The 17,987-nt window shown below is 64.3% G+C and carries 16 protein-coding genes; 13 read left to right on the forward strand and 3 right to left on the reverse strand.

Translation table 11 applies throughout. The features are described from left to right. The first annotated feature begins 52 nt into the window (after positions 1 to 52). From ACRCUN_RS08820 to ACRCUN_RS08875, 12 genes are all read left to right on the forward strand, one after another. Positions 53 to 346 carry a PE family protein gene (locus tag ACRCUN_RS08820; protein WP_462141244.1) on the forward strand — a complete coding sequence of 98 codons (294 nt, stop codon included), beginning with the start codon at positions 53 to 55 and terminating at the stop codon, positions 344 to 346. A gap of 41 nt (positions 347 to 387) precedes the next feature. Then, positions 388 to 1,719 (forward strand): PPE family protein, encoded by a 1,332-nt coding sequence (locus tag ACRCUN_RS08825; RefSeq protein ID WP_462141245.1) that lies wholly within the window; start codon positions 388 to 390, stop codon positions 1,717 to 1,719. A gap of 90 nt (positions 1,720 to 1,809) precedes the next feature. Further along, positions 1,810 to 2,109 carry a WXG100 family type VII secretion target gene (locus tag ACRCUN_RS08830; RefSeq protein ID WP_462141246.1) on the forward strand — a complete coding sequence of 100 codons (300 nt, stop codon included), beginning with the start codon at positions 1,810 to 1,812 and terminating at the stop codon, positions 2,107 to 2,109. 31 nt (positions 2,110 to 2,140) lie between these two features. Continuing rightward, complete coding sequence (locus ACRCUN_RS08835) at positions 2,141 to 2,428, forward strand: WXG100 family type VII secretion target (protein WP_462141247.1); 288 nt, start codon at positions 2,141 to 2,143, stop codon at positions 2,426 to 2,428. 116 nt (positions 2,429 to 2,544) lie between these two features. After that, complete coding sequence (locus ACRCUN_RS08840) at positions 2,545 to 3,975, forward strand: MinD/ParA family ATP-binding protein (RefSeq protein WP_462141248.1); 1,431 nt, start codon at positions 2,545 to 2,547, stop codon at positions 3,973 to 3,975. Next, on the forward strand, positions 3,972 to 5,507 hold the full coding sequence (eccD, locus tag ACRCUN_RS08845) for a type VII secretion integral membrane protein EccD (RefSeq protein ID WP_462141249.1): 1,536 nt from the start codon (positions 3,972 to 3,974) through the stop codon (positions 5,505 to 5,507). Before ACRCUN_RS08840 ends, eccD begins: the two co-directional genes overlap by 4 nt. 170 nt (positions 5,508 to 5,677) lie before the next feature. Next, the gene (locus ACRCUN_RS08850) at positions 5,678 to 6,550 is read left to right on the forward strand and encodes a hypothetical protein (protein ID WP_462141250.1); all 873 of its coding nucleotides are present in this window, start codon (positions 5,678 to 5,680) and stop codon (positions 6,548 to 6,550) included. A gap of 503 nt (positions 6,551 to 7,053) precedes the next feature. Continuing rightward, positions 7,054 to 7,791 (forward strand): ESX-1 system-associated protein, encoded by a 738-nt coding sequence (locus ACRCUN_RS08855; RefSeq protein WP_462141251.1) that lies wholly within the window; start codon positions 7,054 to 7,056, stop codon positions 7,789 to 7,791. A gap of 1,670 nt (positions 7,792 to 9,461) precedes the next feature. Then, positions 9,462 to 10,157: an EspK C-terminal domain-containing protein gene (locus tag ACRCUN_RS08860; RefSeq protein ID WP_462141252.1), complete on the forward strand. Its 696-nt coding sequence runs from the start codon at positions 9,462 to 9,464 to the stop codon at positions 10,155 to 10,157. A gap of 75 nt (positions 10,158 to 10,232) precedes the next feature. Then, positions 10,233 to 11,795 carry a PPE domain-containing protein gene (locus ACRCUN_RS08865; RefSeq protein ID WP_462141253.1) on the forward strand — a complete coding sequence of 521 codons (1,563 nt, stop codon included), beginning with the start codon at positions 10,233 to 10,235 and terminating at the stop codon, positions 11,793 to 11,795. Positions 11,796 to 11,879: 84 nt separating this feature from the next. Next, positions 11,880 to 13,301: an EspA/EspE family type VII secretion system effector gene (locus tag ACRCUN_RS08870; protein ID WP_462141254.1), complete on the forward strand. Its 1,422-nt coding sequence runs from the start codon at positions 11,880 to 11,882 to the stop codon at positions 13,299 to 13,301. Between the two features lie 11 nt (positions 13,302 to 13,312). Beyond that, complete coding sequence (locus tag ACRCUN_RS08875; protein ID WP_462141255.1) at positions 13,313 to 13,654, forward strand: hypothetical protein; 342 nt, start codon at positions 13,313 to 13,315, stop codon at positions 13,652 to 13,654. Positions 13,655 to 13,662: 8 nt separating this feature from the next. Here ACRCUN_RS08875 and ACRCUN_RS08880 read toward each other — a convergent pair whose 3' ends face one another. Genes ACRCUN_RS08880 through mycP form a run of 3 tightly spaced genes read right to left on the reverse strand, consistent with a single transcriptional unit; the run spans position 13,663 to position 16,743 of the window. After that, positions 13,663 to 13,992 (reverse strand): YbaB/EbfC family nucleoid-associated protein, encoded by a 330-nt coding sequence (locus tag ACRCUN_RS08880; RefSeq protein WP_067849758.1) that lies wholly within the window; start codon positions 13,990 to 13,992, stop codon positions 13,663 to 13,665. A 10-nt stretch (positions 13,993 to 14,002) separates the two neighbouring features. Then, positions 14,003 to 15,397: a type VII secretion protein EccE gene (gene eccE / locus ACRCUN_RS08885; protein WP_462141256.1), complete on the reverse strand. Its 1,395-nt coding sequence runs from the start codon at positions 15,395 to 15,397 to the stop codon at positions 14,003 to 14,005. After that, the gene (gene mycP, locus ACRCUN_RS08890) at positions 15,394 to 16,743 is read right to left on the reverse strand and encodes a type VII secretion-associated serine protease mycosin (protein WP_462141257.1); all 1,350 of its coding nucleotides are present in this window, start codon (positions 16,741 to 16,743) and stop codon (positions 15,394 to 15,396) included. Before mycP ends, eccE begins: the two co-directional genes overlap by 4 nt. 408 nt (positions 16,744 to 17,151) lie before the next feature. On the opposite strand from mycP, the gene ACRCUN_RS08895 reads away from it, so the two are divergent. Next, positions 17,152 to 17,979 (forward strand): WXG100 family type VII secretion target, encoded by an 828-nt coding sequence (locus tag ACRCUN_RS08895; RefSeq protein WP_462141258.1) that lies wholly within the window; start codon positions 17,152 to 17,154, stop codon positions 17,977 to 17,979. Positions 17,980 to 17,987: the final 8 nt, after the last annotated feature.

Consider the following 17,987-nt stretch of genomic DNA (forward strand, 5'->3'; position numbering starts at 1 on the left):
GCCCATGAGTGCTTGTCCTTGACTAATTCGAATCGGAAAGGGGATTTCGCAAATGCAACCGATGATGCACAATCCGGGTGCCGAAGGTATTGCGGCACAGGTGATCGCAAATGCCGCCCGTGGTCTGGCCGGTGGCACCACCGCATCCGCCGCCGTCTCCGCACTGGTCCCGGCCGGCGCTGACGAGGTGTCGGCCATGGCGGCCGTCGCGTTCGCCAGCGAGGGCGTTGAGGCACTTGCGGCGAACGCGTTCGCCCAGGAAGAGCTCACCCGGGCGGGCGCCGCGTTCGCCGAGATCGCGGGCATCTACAACGCCGTCGACGCGGCCAACGCCAGCACGCTGTAGCAGATCGCAGTCAATTTTCGAGCAGATAGGGTCACCCACCGATGGTCGCGGCGCCGCCCATTCCGCCGGTTTGGATCGCATTTCCTCCGGAGATCAACACCGCACGTTTGATGTGCGGTGCCGGCCCGGCACCGATGCTCCAGGCCGCCGCGGGGTGGGAGGGCCTCGTGGTTCTGCTGGAAACCCAGGCTGCGGAATTGGCCGGGGCGCTCAGCAATCTGACGGGGCTGTGGAGCGGCACGGCCAGTGAACGTGCCATTGCCGCCACGATGCCGATGATCATGTGGCTGCAGACAACGGCGGCCCAGGCGCAGAAGCGGGCGCTGCAGGCCACGGCACAGGCGAGCTCGTACAGCCTCGCCATGGCAACCACGCCTCCATTGCCGGAGATCGAACAGAACCACATCACGAACGCAGTCCTGAACGCGACCAATTTCCTCGGCATCAACACAGTGCCGATCGGGCTGAACGAGATGGACTACTTCGTCCGGATGTGGAACCAGGCGGCCGGTGCGATGGATGCCTATCACGCCGAAACCACCGTCAATCTGCTGTTCGAGCCCATCATGCCGCTGAAGCCGATCGTGCTGCCCGGCGTTGGCGCGGCGACTGCGGCATCCGCTCTCGCCGAGGCCGCGCCACGCGCCGCCCAGGGCGCGGCCCGCAACCTGGTCATCCAGAAGGTCGGCGCCCAGGCGATGATCGAAAACTCGGCCTTGCTGATGGGCAACGCCGCGGCGCAGGTCAACCACGCCGAGCAGCGGGCCGTTGGCGCGGCGAACAAGGGTGACAACGCCGCTCAGCAAGGGCAGCAGCAGGAGCAGCAGCCCGGCCAACAGCTCCTGCAGCAGGGCATGCAGATGGCCATGCAGATGGGTGGGCAGGCCGCGCAGATCCCGGCGCAGCTCGGGCAGCTGTTCCAGAGCCAGGTGCAGCAGTTCACGCAGCCGCTGCAGCAGGTCGCCACCCAGATGGTCAGCCAGTTCAGCAGCATGGGCGCCGAGCGCAGTATGCAGGTCGGTTTGATGGGCGCCAGTCCGTTCTCGAACCATCCGATGCTCGGGGGGTCCGGTCCGAGTACGGGTGCCGGCCTGGTGCGCGCGGCGTCGCTGCCGGGGGCAGGCGGGACGGCACCGCGCACGCCGATCCTTTCCAACCTGCTCGGCATCAGCGGCGAGATCAAGACGCCTGGACTGGCCGGAGCCGGGTCAGGTGCGGGCGGTCCGTTGGCACCGGTGGGCAGCGGTGCGGGCGGCGGTGGACCGATGACTCAGGCCGGCCAGAGAAAGAAGGAGGGCGGGTCCAAGGACGGGCTCGTCGCTCCGACACCGCTGACGTACGACCTTTCAGAAGATGAAGACGACGACTGGTAAGTCGTCACAACACAAAGACTTTCCGGCCACCCGGCCGGAGGACTCGCCATCAATGTTGGTGAGGACAAAGGAAAATAAGGGGAATCCAACATGGCAATGAATACAGATGCCGCCGTCCTCGCCAAGGAGGCTGCTAATTTCGAGCGCATCTCGGGCGAGCTGAAGAGCGTCATCGGTCAGATCGAGTCCACCGCGGGCGGCCTCGTCTCGCAGTGGCAGGGCCAGGCCGGCACCGCCGCCCAGGCTGCGTTCCTCCGTTACCAGGAGGCCGCCACCAAGCAGGTTCAGATGCTCGACGAGATCTCGGCGAACATCCACACCTCGGGCACGCAGTACACCTCGACCGACGACGACGAGGCCGGCACGCTGTCCTCGGCGATGAACCTCTGACCACCAGACCGCGAGAAAACGGAGAACAGACATGACTGAACAGGTATGGAATTTCGCCGGTATCGAGGCCGGCTCGAGCGATGTCGTCGGCGCCGTTGGCACCACCAACGGTCTGCTCGACGAGGGCAAGGGTTCGCTGGCTGCGCTCGCCGCGGCATGGGGCGGCCAGGGTTCGGAGGCCTACCAGTCCGTTCAGATGCGTTGGGACCAGACCTCCAACGAGCTGAACCTGGCGCTGCAGAACCTCGCCCAGACCATCAGCCAGTCGGGCGCCAACATGCTGCAGACCGAGAACGGCGTCACGGGGATGTTTGCCTGATCGACGCGTGCACGATGATGGGCGGGTCGGCCGACAAGCTACGTGGCCGAACCCGCCCATCACGTGCGCATGGGTGTAAAGATCTGTTTATCTGCTTTGAGTATTGAGGGGTCCCCATGTCGGCCGACTATGACCGGCTCTTTCATTCGTCCGAACCGGGTAAGCCGGTTGATGACGCCACGATCACCGTGGACAGAGATGCCATTCTGAAGGCCACCGCCGCGGCACCGCCGCCGATGCCGACGGGGGAGAAACCCACCGCCGACGCACCGTCCGGCTCGATGCCGGTCGCGCCGACCCAGTCGCAGTCTGCTGCCGCGCCGTCGCGTCACGCCGAGACCGCGCCGCAGGTGCCGCCACCGATGCCGCCGCCGCCGGCGATCGCACCGCAGTGGCCGCAGAATTCGATGCTGCGTGCGCCGCAGCAGCAGTTCGGGACTGGTGCGCGCCACGAGCAGCCCCGTACCTTGCCCGGTCCCCCGCAGCGCGTCGCGCCGGGGCCTGCCCCATCGCAATTCACCGACATCGATCCCGAGATCAGCGGGGCATGGCGCGCCGGTCAGGCGATTCCAGCGCCCGCCCAGCCCGGTCCGACGTCGGCCGCGTCGATGGGCAACCACCGCGCGATCGACGCGCTGTCGCATGTCGGTGTGAAGACGGCCGTCAAGATGCCGTCGCAACGCGGTTGGCGCCATTGGCTTTACATGATGACGCGCATCAACCTGGGGCTGTCGCCGGATGAGGTCTATGAACTCGATCTGCACAACCGCATCCGTCGCAATGCCCGTGATTCCTACCAGATCGGCGTATTCGGTCTGAAGGGCGGCGTCGGTAAGACGGCGGTCACGGTGGCACTCGGATCGGCGATGGCCAAGATCCGCGGCGACCGGATTCTGGCGATCGACGCCGACCCCGACGGCGGCAACCTTGCCGACCGCGCCGGACGGCAGTCCGCCGCGACCATCTCGGATCTGCTCGCCGACCAAGAATTGTCGCGCTACAACGACATTCGCGCCTACACGAGCATGAACTCGTCGAACCTCGAGGTGCTGTCCTCGGAGGATTACAGCGGTGCGCAGCGAGAATTCAACGACGACGACTGGAAGGGCGCGACCGCCGTGGTGTCGCGCTACTACAACCTCGTGCTGGCCGACTGCGGTGCCGGGTTGTTCCAGAAGGCGTCCCGCGGTGTGCTGTCGAGCATTTCGGGCATGGTGATCGTGGCAAGCGCCTCGATCGACGGAGCCCGGCAGGCCGCGATCACGATGGACTGGTTGCGGCAGAACGGATACCAGGACCTGCTCGGCCGGTCCTGCGTGGTGATCAACCACGTGACCCCGGGCAAGCCGAACGTCGACGTCGAGGATCTGGTGCAGCAGTTCGAGCGCCATGTGCCGCCCGGTCGCGTCATCGTCCTGCCGTGGGACAAGCACATTGCCGCAGGTACCGAAATCCAGCTGGACCTGCTCAGCGACACGTTCGAGCGTCGGATCACCGAGTTGGCGGCGGCGCTGTCCGACGATTTCGACAGGCTTGAACGGCGTTGACCTCCACCGCCACTGCAGCTGCCGATGCGTCGAGCGCGACGCCCGGCAGGCCGTCGACGACGAGGGTCACTGTTCTCACCGGTAAGCGGTTGACGGATCTGGTCCTGCCGGCAGCGGCCCCGATCGAGTCCTACATCGACGAGACGGTGAACGTTCTCGGCGAGCTGCTCGAAGACACTCCCAAGGATGTTCTGGCGGGGTTCGATTTCTCGCAGCAGGGGGTGTGGGCGTTCGCGCGCCCGGGCGCGCCGCCGTTGAAGGCCAGCGAATCACTTGACGACGCAGGTGTTGTCGACGGGTCACTGCTGACGCTGGTGTCGGTCAGCCGCACCGAACGCTACCGGCCGTTGGTCGAGGACGTGATCGACGCGATCGCGGTACTCGACGAGTCGCCGATATTCGATCGCAGTGCACTGAATCGCTTTGTCGGGCTGGCTATTCCAGTGGTGGCGACGTTTGTCACCGTCATGGCGGTGATCAACTGGAACCGCACCGGCCACGGCTGGTGGTGGCCGGTAGCGCTGGCGGTGTTCGGTCTTGCTCTGCTCGGCGGCAGCATGCTCGCCAAGAGCCGTTACGACAACGTCGACATGTCGGAGAGCCTGCTGATCGCATCCGCACCGGTGTTGGCCGGTGCGGCAGCGCTTGCGGTGCCGTTGCCCCGCGGCTTCGACGGGCCTGGCGCACCGCAGGTCGCCGGTGCCGCGGCCGTGTTGCTGCTCCTGACGCTTGCCACCCGCGGCGGGCCGCGCGGGCGCGCCGAAGTGTCGTCGTTCATGGCGATCCTCGCGATCGCGGTGACCGCTGCCGGCGTGGCCTACGGCTACGGCTGGAATGCCTGGGTGCCGGCCGGCGCCATCGCGTTCGGCCTCATCGTGGTCACCAACGCCGCCAAACTGACTGTGGCCGTTGCCCGTATCGCCCTTCCGCCCATCCCGGCGCCTGGCGAGACGGTGTCCAACGACGAACTGCTCGACCCGGTGGTCACACCGGACATGGTCGACGAGGAATCGCCCACCTGGCAGGCGATCATCGCGTCGGTGCCCGAATCCGCGGCGCGGCTGCAGGAGCGCAGCCAATTGACCCGCCAGTTGTTGATCGGCTTCCTGTCCGCCGGTGCGGTGATCCTGGCAGTTGGCGCGATCGCGGTTGTGGTGCAAGGACACTTCTTCGTGCACAGCATGATCGTCGCTGCGCTCGTCGCCGTAATCTGCGGTTTCCGGTCGCGGCTCTACGCCGAAAGATGGTGCGCCTGGGCGCTACTCGCAGCGGCGATCACCGTGCCGACCGGAGTGATGATCCGGCTGTGCCTGTGGTGGCCGGACAGCGCATGGCTGATCATGGCGATCTACATGGGGCTGGGCTTGGTCGCGTTGATCGTCGTCGGTGCCACCGACAGCGTCCGACGCGTCTCGCCCGTCACCAAGCGCATTCTGGAACTGCTCGACGGCGCGTCCATCGCTGCGGTGATTCCACTGCTGCTGTGGATCGCCGGTGTGTACGACCTGCTTCGCAACCTGCGGCTGCACTAGTCGGAGGCGGCTGGTGCTGGTCAAAGTTGTGCGATCGAGGTGCATTTAGCTCGGGTAGCATTTTGCTGAACTACTGGTAGAGGGGACTGCCGATGAGCGCCGGGGCCGACGTCCGCACGAGCCGGGCGGGCTGAGTATCTGGTTGGCCTGCGCGGGGATTGGGGATTGCGATGAGTGAGCTGAGGGTCAACGTGCCCGAACTCCGAGCGAAGAGCTCTGGGTTAGAAGATGCGGCAAACAGTCTTCCGGAGCCGCCTCAGCAGTTCACGTCGGCGGGGACTGATCCGTTGTCGCAGGCGCTCACCAAGTTGACGCAGGACAAAGAAGCGTCATTCATCGAAGCGCTGCCCGGTACCAAGTCGGATTCGGTGAAGACGGCCAGCGATATGGGCGTGGCTGCCGATTGGTACGAGAAAACGGACCAAGAAATACACGACGCCATCATGAAGCGGGTGGCCGAATTCGACGCGATCTTCGGCCCGCCCGACACCGTCGGCGGGGGAGGGGCGCCCGCCTCCAGCGGCGGTCAGTTCGGGCAGTTGGTCCACGGTGACATGCCCGGCGGCCAGGGTGAGGCGCCCGCCGCTGCGGTCGGAGGGCAGGGGCCGGTCGAAGCTGGTCAACAGGGGGCCCAATCGGCAAGCCAGATCGCCCAGCAACTGGGCCAGATTCCAATGCAAATGATGCAGGTGCCAATGCAGATGATGCAGCAGGCCGGCCAACTCCCCCAGGGCATCGTGCAGGGAGTCCAGGGCGGCATCGAGCAGATCAACAAGTTGGCTGGCGAGGCGGGCAAGAAGGATCCGGACGAGAAGGCCGAGCCTGGCCAACCAGAGCCGGCGGAAGCCGAGAAGCGCGACGAAACCGCTCCACCAGTGCCCGCGGGTGCGGACGACACGGGTGCCAACACGCAGAATGCGCCGGTGGGACCACCTACTTCCGGTGGAGCGCCAGAGAGTTCCGACACCAGCGCCGCGCCTGAAACCGCACCCGTACAACCCAACCCGAACCGGGTTCCATCCGATCCGTCAATTGCCTTGTGACCACGTGTGTTTGATGTGAAGGTGCGCCGATGACAATGCCTCCCCCGCCGGATTCATATGGTTCCCAGCCGCCGAATGGCGGTGGGGTACCGCCGTGGGGTGGGCAGCCTCCGCAGGGGCCGGGCGGCCAACCGCCATATCCCGGTGCACCGCAAGGCCAGCCATACGGCCAGCCCTATCAAGGACAGCCCGGCGGGCCGCAACAGTGGGGACCACAGCAACAGTGGGCCGGTGGCCCGCCGCCTCCACCGAACAAGGGTGGCAAGGGCAAGTGGATTCTTGTCGGCCTCGCCCTGGTCGCGGTTATTGCGGTCAGCGTCGTTGCGACTGTCCTTGTCCTGCGGCCTGATTCGGGTGGCGATGGCAACGGAACTCCGACCGCCAACGGGGACTCAGAATTCGCGAGCGCGAACGATACGGGACCCGCGAACATCATCACTGAGGATCCGACTTGTGATGCGTGGGGAGGAATAGCGCGAGATTACGTATCCGAAGTGCAGTCAGTGAACTGGGCCGACCGCGATCCCCAAATCCCAGCATCCGACTGGACAGAAGAACAACGCACCATGTACGAAACTGTCGGTAGAGCAATGACAGATGCTGCGGGCTTCGCGGTCAACCTGCGGAAACAGACGCCTCATCGTGTAATGAGGGAATTGTATGGGCAGTTCACGGCATACGCGGAAGCTTTTGCTGATGCAATCCCTACATACACATTCGAAAATGGCGACAGTTTGGCAAATGTGCCAGGCGGGGCGTTGTCGGCGTTGTCAGCAATCTGCTCTGCCATCGATTACAAATCTGCACAACCTGTGGCCCTTCAGATCGACGCACCGGCTTCTCCCACCCAGATATCTTCTCCTTCAGCTGAGCCGAAGCAGTTTATTGATAACTCGAGTACGGTATGCGAGGAATGGATCTCGTCAACCGACCAATACGATAAAGACACCCAAGCCTGGTTGGCAATCGACGCAAATATTCCAGCATCCGAGTGGACGCCTGAGCAGAAAGCCGTATACAACTCGGTTGCGTCGATAATGACTACACGCGCGGACGCTATCGAGAGAATGGGCCGCGAGAGTAACAACACAGTGTTTGAGGATTTTGCAGTTCTTGCGGCGCAGTACCTCCGCGCTTATGTGCTCACCATTCCGAAGTACACGTCGAACGACAACTTTTTGTCCGATTCTGCGCGATACCTCGTCGGCACCGTTCACTGGGCGTGTAAGGCGGTGTCCTAGACTTGGTTGCAAAAGGTAAGGCTGGCGGCGCGACGGGTGGGTCAGCGCCCGCCTCCTCGGCAGGACCGCTTGGTAGCGGTGGTGCGATTGGTGGGGCAATTGCGAGCGTTGCGGCCGGGACGCTGCGAGGCGTGCCAAGCCGGGAGAAACCAGCCGGTGAGTACGTGGATGCGATGACAGCTGCAGGAGCATGGCCGGAATCGGATGAGGCAGAGTTTGAGAAGCGCAAAGAGTTACTGGCTGGGGTTAAAGCCAAAGTTAACAACGCCCGCCTTACCTGGGATAACCTCCGCGCTAATATTTTCAATGGTCTCTACGTCTGGACCGGAGAAGGCGCTACAGCGGCTGCAGGAATAGCCGAAAAACGTAGTAAAGCGATGGCAGAGATCGAGAATTCTCTGGACGACGCTATAAATGCTTGCGATAAAGCCTCACTTGGTATTGGAATGGCAAAGGAGGCAATAGTACGAAATGTAGACACGGAACTGCGGAATATATACGCCGTCCTTCAAGAAGCCGCGAAGGATGAAAAGATAGATCCGACGCAAGCTGTACAGGATATAGTCAATCGCGGGTTCGGTAAAAATAGGGACACGATCCAACTATTGGCTGGTTTCTTCAGCGGGAATGAAATTCCGGAATCGCCTCAATCTACTGACGATGATGATTCTGCGGTGCCGCACGAAGGAACTGACGAGACGAATGCACCCGTATCTAACGATCTGGCCGCTTTATGGTCTCAAAATGGTAAGGGTGGGATTGGGGCGAAGTTACCCGGAGCTGCAGGCGCCGATCCGGCGCCTCCGAACGCGGTGAAAGCCGGCGCGGGAGCGGAAGTGGCTGAACAGGCGCCTCCGCAAGTCAACGCGCCCAATAAAGCAGATGTTGAAAAGTCAGGGCAAGCTGGCACGACCCCGGGAGCTTCGGCGCAGCCCCCTGCTGGTGGCCCTAAGCAACAGCCGTCCGCTCCTGGTAATAGAACGCCTCGAGTAGCTCCAGCGCCCGCCCCAGAAGGACTCACAGGGCCACCTGGCGTACCAAGCCTCAGTGGCGGCGGGGGCACCGCACCTTCCGCACCCACCGCACCAGTGAGCCCGCTGAGCGGTGGTGGCGGACCGTCGTCAGCGGCAAGCAGTTTCGAACCGGCGGCAGACGCGTCGCAGGCAGCATCGGCGGCACAGGCTGGAGCTCAGCCGCCCCCCAATCCGATGCAGCAGTTCGCGCAATCGTTTGCGAATGCGGCGGGACCGCAGATGCAACCGGCTTCGGCAGGCATGGCTCCGCCCCCGCTGGAACCGCTCGATTCAACTGCGCCGACGAACACTGCTCCAGCCCCGACGGCCCAAAGCAGTGCACAGGCGCCTGTCGCCCCGCCGCCTCCGCCCGCAACCGGCGGGGGCACGGGCATGGGAATGGGCTCAGGCGGTGGTGGAATGCCGCCACCGATGCCATTAGGTCCGCCTCCGACGGCCCCGCCGGCAGCTCCCGTCGCACCCGCGAGTGCGCCACCGCCTCCGCCGGCTGCGCCCAGCGCGGCGAGTGCGGCGGCCATTGGTGCGGCGCCAGTGCCCGTATCGGCTGCGCGCGCTCAACGCGACGCGGCCGCTGGGCTATCCCGCCGGGCGTTGGGTTCGGACTTGGTGGATTTGGCTCGTCGCATAGGCGCCGCGTTGAACGTCGATGTGAAGCAGCCGCGGCTCTTCTGGCTGACCGGGCTGACCACCGATGGGTCAATCGTGGTGGCCAATAACTACGGGATCGGGTTTATCCCGGACGGCGTGAACCTGCCCGAGCGGGTGAAGTTCGTCAGCGCCGACGAATCCATACCGCCGGTGGAACGCGGGAAGTGGGCGACGTACCCGATCGTGGCTCTACACGGGTGGGCGCAGGCTCACGACACGTCGCTGCGCGCGGTGATCGCCACCGAAGAGCAATTCAAGGGGTTCGATTCCGGCGTCGCACAGGTGGTGCTGCAACCGGATGACCTTCCGACGAACGGTCAGATGCAAGGTCGCTCCCGACTCGAAGTGATCGCACCCGATGCGATGGCGAAGTTGGCGAAGGTCAGTGACCCTGCGCTTGGTGAACTTCTGCCACCCGCACCAGCTGATCCGGATGGACCAGCAGACCGTCGGGCGAAATTGCTCAGGGAGGTCTTCCAGCCCCTGCTGAGCAAGGACCCCGGCCGGGTGGTCGTGCACTTGAACGCGATGATCGCCTACGCAAACCATATGCAGGAGTTGGCGTTACACCGCGCGCACACCGCTGTCGGGCCCGACGCCCAGCGGGCTGCGATCGCCGACGGAATCTATTGGCAGCACCTGAGTGTGCTCACTACCGACGCAATCAGTGATGAACAGGCATAACCGCGCTGTGCACGTCGGCCGATCGTTGGTCGTGCCGACACGCTTTGAGCTCGGGACCGAGGCGTAGGGGGACCTATGGCAGATCAGATTAAGGTCGCTGCTGAGGAATTGAGCAAGCGGGCGACATGGATCAGCGAACAGGCTGGGCGCTGGCCGACAGAGGCGCCGAAGGCGTCTCCACCGGACGGGTTGAGCTCGACCAAGACCGCGGTCGACAACCTCAACGCGTACGGAGAATCGCTGCAGAAGTTCACCGACGTCTCGAAAGAGGAAAGCCTCCGCCTAGCAAGGACATTGGAGAAAGTTGCCAAAGCGTACTCCGATGTCGACGCGAACTGGGTAGATCCGATAGAGCGCGGTACCATGGCAGAGGCGATTCCAGTACCTGCGCCGGAGCCAGAACTCCCCTTGCCCCCGGAGCCACCGAAACCTGCAATGGTCAGTGCCGACGGGTATCTCAGCGTTGAAGACACCGAAGAACGCCTCAACTCCGGCGACGCTGGCTCCCTAAACGACGCCATCGAGGCGGGCTTCAAGGGCATGATCGCCGTCACCAGCCTCGCGCCAGAACCAAGCTTCGCCGACTGGGAAGGCGATGCCGCCGACGCAGCCTTCGCGAAATTCAACAAGTTCCGGGACTGGCTTCAAGACCTGTCGGACGCGTGGGAGAGTTACGCCGGCGCCGCCGTAGCGATCAAGAACGCTCACGACAAGGCCGTCGCCGACCACACGCCGATCGCCAAGGCGTATAAAGCACTGCAGGACACCTTGGACGACGCGCTGGAAGGGACAAATCCGAACCAGGCTGACATCGACGCACTGGTTGCAAAGATGGAGGCTGAGCAGGAGAAGTCCCGAATGGTACGCGAGACTTACGCCAGTAGTTCGGATCCCGAGATGGCCAAGGTGCCTACCCCGCCGTTCGGAACGGCCGCTGGAACAGGCCCGACAAACAATGTCGGCCAGCCCACCGGTTCCGGAGGCGGTGGTGGCGGAGGCGGCGGCACACCCGGCGGCCAGCCACCGGGAGGTATGCCGCCCGGGCAACCCGCGATGTCCCCGGCGAGCGCGAACGCTGGTGCCGGCAAACCTGAATCGGCGGGCGCAGGCGGCTCGCCGTCAGGGGGTGGCTCGCCGTCCGGCGGCGGGCAAGGCCAAGGCAGTGGCGGTGGTGCGCCCTCCGGTGCGGGATCGCCCACAGGTGCTGAACTACCTTCTGGCTCTGGAGAAATCCCAGGCCTGGCCGAGCCAAGTCTCAAACCGGCAAGTGCGGGTGGCGGCGGCGGGTCGGGCGGTGGAGCCGGCGGGGGCGGTGGCGGCATGCCCGCGGCGCCGCTCGGTCCCGCGGTCGGTGCCGAGACAGTCGCTCCGCCCGGCGGCGCGGCCGCTCGAGGCGGGGCCGGTTTGCCAGCGGGCGCTGGGCCGGCAGGCGGCGGCATGGCGGGCGCCGGAATGGGCGGTATGGGCGGAATGGGCCACGGCGCCGGCGGCGGCAACCAGGGCAAGGACAAGCGGCGGGACCCAAACCTGACCCCGGACGAAGACCTCTATACCGAGGACCGTGCGTACACCGAGGCCATCATTGGTCTCCAAGAACGTCGCAAGCGAGAGATGCAGGCGCGCAAGGATCCCAGCTAACCGCTTCAACCGAGCACATTACTGTCGTTGAGTTCGTTTGCCGTCGGCCATAATTAGGTAAACGTCCTGGCGAGAGGCTTCGGGGTGAGTGCGCTTGATGGGTTCTACTCGACGTGGAACAAGGCACGCAAAACCTTCGGGCAAGGTACTCCTGACGACGGCTCTCAGTTCGACGGTAGCTCCCGGTTAATGCAGATGAAGGCTGGCGTCGAAGCCGCTGCACCCGATGACCGCTGGCAAGGGTCCGGATCACAGGCGTATGCGGCAGTCAACAAAGAGCACGCCGCGGTGTACGAGAAGCTCGCCGAGCTAGACAGGAAGATGGCGGGCGAGGTCAAGAAGGCTGCTGATGTTGTAAAGAATGGGCGCACGAATCTCGACACCGCCAAGGGATGGGTCGAGAGCATGGTCAACTCACTTCCCTCCGATCTGTCCGCCGCCGACCGCGAGAACAAGCTGATTCCTATTGCCAGAGAGGGCATCACCAAGGTCAACAACATCGTCACGTCGGCGACCGACGACATGACGACCATCAAAGGCGACGTCGACAAACTCAAGGGCGACTACGACGCGGTTAGGGAGTCGGTTGGCTCCCGTTCTGATGGGACCAAGTCGGGCGAGGATGTGCAATTGGCATTCGGCGACACCGATCCAAAGAAGTCCGAGTCCGCAGAGAAGTATGCCGACGGTCAACGTGCAGCCGATAAGGAGCTCTTTGATTCACCTGGCCCGTGGACACAGGAGAAGCAGGATGCGGCAGGTCGACTGCGTGATTACGACACGCTGAACAACCCGAACGCCGATGAGACGGCAATCAAATGTGCCAGTCGTCGGCTCGATGATTACTTCATGGCACAGTACGTTGGACCGCTGCCTATCGACCCGGTCCTCGGCAATGATGCACGCGCACGCGCTCGCGCTCGGTTGGAGCTGCAACGTCAACTTGAGGCTGGCCTGCACGGGATGCCTCCGCAGAGTCCGGATGTTGCGACACAGATGCTAGATACGTCCGAGGCAATGGCGCGGGACATCGTCTTGAAAACGCTCGAACAACAACTTGGGACCGCCGGAGTATCCGATGCCGGTGTGTCACAGGTGATATCAAATCTTGCAACAGCCGCCGACGCGGCGGGTACCGGCGCTGGTCAGTATGGAAAGTCGGCGGCAGGGGATATGTTCGCCGGTTTGTCACGAAGCGACCTGGACCAACTAGCGAAGGCAGGTGGCCGAGTTTCGATGGCTGCCAATGCCGTTCAGGCTGTGATGGCGTTTGACAAGTGGATGGACGGTGGATCTAACGAGGAGTTCGGGCGGAGCGCGGGATCCCTATTGGGTAGCGTTCTCGGTGGCATGGCCACCGGTGCGGCAGTTGGATCGGTCGGTGGGCCGTTCACGGCAGCGGGCGCAGCCATAATCGGAGGGTTCGTGGGCGGAATCTGGGGTGGTGACTTTGGTGCTGAAGTAGGTAGGCAGTTCGATCCACCACCGGCGACCCCCAGCAGATAATGTGAAGATCGATGCTTACCGGTAGCTGGCTCGGCAAGGCCGCGATTGCTGCAATCTTCATCGCCATTGCGGCGAGCTGGTTTCCATTCTGGAAATCGCGAACCCTCTCTCCGGCGTCCGTGCAGCGACGTGTCTATTGGACCAGCTGCGCCGTTGCCGCGGTACTGATTTTCTCTGCCGCACTACCAAATTGGCAGAGTGGGCTCTTCGTCGCCGGCGGAATGACTGCCATCTTGGTCGTCATCGCGTTCGCCTATAGCCCGATGATCAAGATCGGCGGAACGATCTATGCGTTTCAACCAGTCCACCGCAAACCGGACCCGCCGCCTGCTCTCGCGCCACGCGACGATTGAGGTACGGCTCAGCCGTCCTCAGCGGTGATGTCCGCGACGATCGCGTCGAGCCGTTCCCGGTCGGCTTCAATCGATGCGGTCGCCGCTGCCGCCGCCTTCTGCAAGGCTTCGTTCAGCCGCTGCTCCACTGTTGCCGCGCCGAGCCGCAGCAGCCCGTCCTCGATGAAGACCGATGTCAGGTGATGGTGACCGTTCAACGTCACCTCGACCGTATCGGTTTCGTCGGTGCCGATGAACGCCTCGTTGTTCATCTTGTGGAGCTGGTCGTCCATGAGCGATTGCAGCCGCTGCGCCTGGCGCAATACGGCAGCGACCTGTGGATGCACGTCGTCGGTCACTTCAGTCCCCCTACTGCTCCAACGCCATCTGATAGCGGCTCTCTTCACGCGGATTGATCAGCCGGATCGGCAATTGCCGGTGCCGTGGCGTATCGATGAAGTTGGGCCGCAAGATCACGCGGCCCACACCCTGATGGGGCCCGAGATAGGTCGTCGCATTCGGCCACGCGACTCGTGGCGTCCGGCCGACGCGTCCGTTGATCATCGTGGCGAACTCGCGGAACTGCGGCCCAAGGGTGATCACCGCGCCGGACGCGGCTGCTCGAATGACGAACTGCGTGAACAGTCTTGCGTCGCCGAGGTTGATGCTGACATCAACGTTGTCGAATGGCATGTACACCGGGTAGCGGTCGGATGTCTCGCCGACAAGGACGCCCGCCGATCCGATCGGCAGATCGTAATGCTTGTCGGTCACCGGGGTGAGGCCCTGCAGTGCCGCGCGCTGACCGCCGAAGAGGCATGAAAAGCCGCGCGGTGTCGTGGGATTCGCCAACGTCGTCAGCAACACGGTGCTGGTCGGTGCCGCACCGGGCCGCACCCGCACCCGAGTCGTGGTGTGATCGGCCCGCGCCGACCACCACACATCGGGACCTCCCGGAGCGTTGTAGGCCGCGGTGAACGTGCTGCGGCCCTTGATGGCCGACCACGTTTCACGCTCGAAGCTGATCTCGGTGGCCTTATCGTAGTCGTCGAAGCTACGTGAGCACCGAGCGTCGATACCATTGCTGGCCAACTGGTCTGCGATACGTGTCGTCGACGCTACGAGATAGCGCGCCAGACCCGAGACCCCGGAATCGCGGCGCAGCGCCGACCGGCGGGTCTTCTCCGGGTCGGCCCGAAGCACAATCCACGTGCGGCGGTTCGCCGGCGCGGGATAGGGCCCGACCACCTGTTCGTAGAGCGCCACGAGGCTGGCCGGGGCGGTCTTACCGACGCGGTATCCCGCCGACACGACGTCGGCTTCCAGGTCAGGGCAATGAGCTTCGAGCAGTTCTTCGACGAGCTTGGTGCTCACGATGTCATCGGAGACGGCGTTGCCGTTGACGATGACGGTGGGAGTGAACGGCCTTGGCACAAGCTCGATCACGGCGATCAGGTAGTCGCCCTGCCAACGGACAGCGACGTGATCGCCGGGCATGACCGTGGAGCCGACCGCCGGCTCGGACGCCACATCGGGGGTGCTGCGGTGGCGGCGCCGCCACGAGAAGATCGCAACCACCCAGCCGGTCAGCCGGCGGCCACGGATGGTGAGCACCGAGAAGATCGCGATGAGCACCGACAGCGTGATCCCCAGCCACATCAGATTGAAGTGCATGCACACGGCGATGCACGCGGGGATGAGCGCCGCCGTCCAGATGGCGTGGCCGGTGGTGAACCGAAAGCCGAACTGCCGCAGGAAATTCATCGCCGACGCCTCAACGCTCGGCGGGCCATGGCACCGATTCCCAGAATGAGTGCAAGTGATACCCCGGCGATCACAACAGCGGTGATCGGGCCGCGGTCTGGCGGCGGGATGTACACCGGCGGCGGAACTTCCTTCACGCGGAACGGAGCCTTCTCCGGCCCGTCGGGCACTTCCCACGTGAGCGCGGCGACGGGATCCACCACGCCGGCACCGACATAGTTGTCGACGCCGCCGCCAGGATGGCGCGCGGTCGCGGTGATGCGGTTGATGATCTGCGCCGGACTCAGATCCGGGAAGCGCTGCTTGAGCAGCGCGGCCAGGCCGGAGACGTAGGCCGCCGAGAACGACGTGCCGTTGAGCGGAACCGGCCCGTCCTCACCGGGTGTGGCGTTGACGGGCTGACCGTCGTAGCCGAGCGAGATGAGGTTCTCGCCCGGTGCGGCCGCGCCCACCCACGGTCCGGACATCGAGAAGTTGCTGGGCTGCCCGTTCTGCCCGATGCTGCCGACGGTCAACACCAGCGGGTCGTACCAGGCGGGGCTGACGATCGTCTGCACCTGCTTCCAGCCCCGCGGATCGGCAGGGATGGACGGATCCGGCGGCGGGTTCTGTGTGCAGTCCTGGCCGGTGTTACCGGCCGCGACGACGATGACCGCGTTCTTGACGTTCACGGCATAGTTGATCGCCGCGCCAAGGCTGGCCTCGTCGATCCGGCGGGTCACTTTGTAGCAGGCCGCCTCACTGATGTTGATGACCTGCGCGCCGAGGTTGGCCGCGTGCACGACGGCGCGGGCCAGGCTGCGGATCGAGCCCGCCGTCTGGGTGGTATTCGGGTCGTTGGGATCCTGCCGCGAACCCTTGGGCTGAAACGCGACGGAGGTCTGCCGCAGCGAAAGTAGGCGGGCATCGGGCGCGACACCGACGAACCCGTCTGTTGGCGCGGGCCGCCCGGCAATGATCGCGGCCGTCATCGTCCCGTGGGCGTCACAGTCGGACATACCGTTGCCCGCTGCGTCGACAAAGTCGCCGCCCGGCTCGGCAGGGACCCGCGGTGACCCTTGCACGCCCGTGTCGATCACGGCAACAGTTACTCCCGCGCCGGTTGCGAACTTCTGCGCCTCGGCAATACGGAGGTAGTCATTGGCCCACGGTTTGTCGGCGAAATTCGAGTTGGGCAGAACCGTCGGCGCTGCGCAGATTTTGCGCTGCTCCATCGGCTGGTCCGGGCCCGTTTCATCAGGCGGAACGGCTGCGGCATCGATCGTGGGCGGGTCGATCGCCCATGCCGGAGGAGCACTGAAGAAAGCCAGCAACAAAGCCAGCAGCATTACGGCTATGCGGCGCACGCCCTCACACTCCCCCGATGAAATTCGACCCGCCTGCAGTGTGCTGACGCACATCTGGCAAACAAACCAATGTCCGCTCTGAAATGAATCTTCTCACGTCAAGCCGACTGGCTAATTGCACGGGGGCAATCATAAGGGGAGGTAGAGAACTGCGATGACGCTTCTTGTCTTTGACCGGTCCTCGCGGACATCAACACGCGAACATGCGTCACCGAAAGCGGGAGTACTTCACCACCGATCGCCTGTCGATTTTGCGTGCTGAAGGGCAGTTCGTGCGGGTTAGCATTCACTCAGCAAAGAAGGAAGCGGTGCGTACTGTGTCGGCGAAGTTGCCGACGCCCGACGGGATTGGCTGACGTCGATGCAACCGTCGGCCATCAGGCGGGTCGACAGCCCGAGCGGTACTGGATGGGCCACGCTGCTAGCGGAGGGGGTCGGGTGGGGCAACCGGTCGAAGTTGTTACGTCGGAGCTGCATTCGGCTGCGGCGCGTCTGGCAGACGCTGGGCAGCGTCTTCAAGACGGGTTATCGAGTGTCGACTTGGAAGTCGGGCAGCTGTTGGGCTCGGGTTGGCAGGGCGGCGCGGCGTCGGCCTACCAGACCGAATGGGACAAATGGCATACGGGCGCGGGGCAGGTCGTCCGCGGCTTGCAGACGATGTCGGAGTTGTTGAGAAGAGCGGCCGACGAGTACGCCCGGACCGATCACCAGGCCGCTGATGCGGTCAGGTCGTCTTTCCAGCCCGGCAATGCGGCCGGGCCGGGCAGCAGCCCGGCTGGTCCGAGTCCGACTGGCCAGACCGCAGTTGACGCCATGAGTGATCGCGGTGTCGCCGATACAGCTGCGTCGATGAACCTGGCACAACCTGTGGCGGAGACGGGAGGCCAGGTAGCGCAAGGGCTTGCGCAAACGGCCGGCCAGATGGCCGGTGGGCTGGCGCAGGCTGCTGTGGGTCTTGCTCAGGTCGCCACCGGGGTCGCGCAGGGCGTCGTCGGTTTGGCGCAGCAAGCTGCACAGACTCAATCAGACCGTGATGAGACAGGCGAGCAGCCTGACGCCGAGAAACGAGACCACGACGGCCAGGAACGCGTCGATGAGTCCGACGAACGAGATTACGACGCCGACGGCCACGGCGGCGCTGCGGCCTCGGATGACTCCGCATCCACGGCTCCGGTACATGCTCCGCCGGTCGAACCTCGCCCCACGACGCGTGCCGTGGGCCGGTCGGACGGTTAGGAACCGTT

This window comes from Mycobacterium venezuelense, assembly GCF_054919535.1.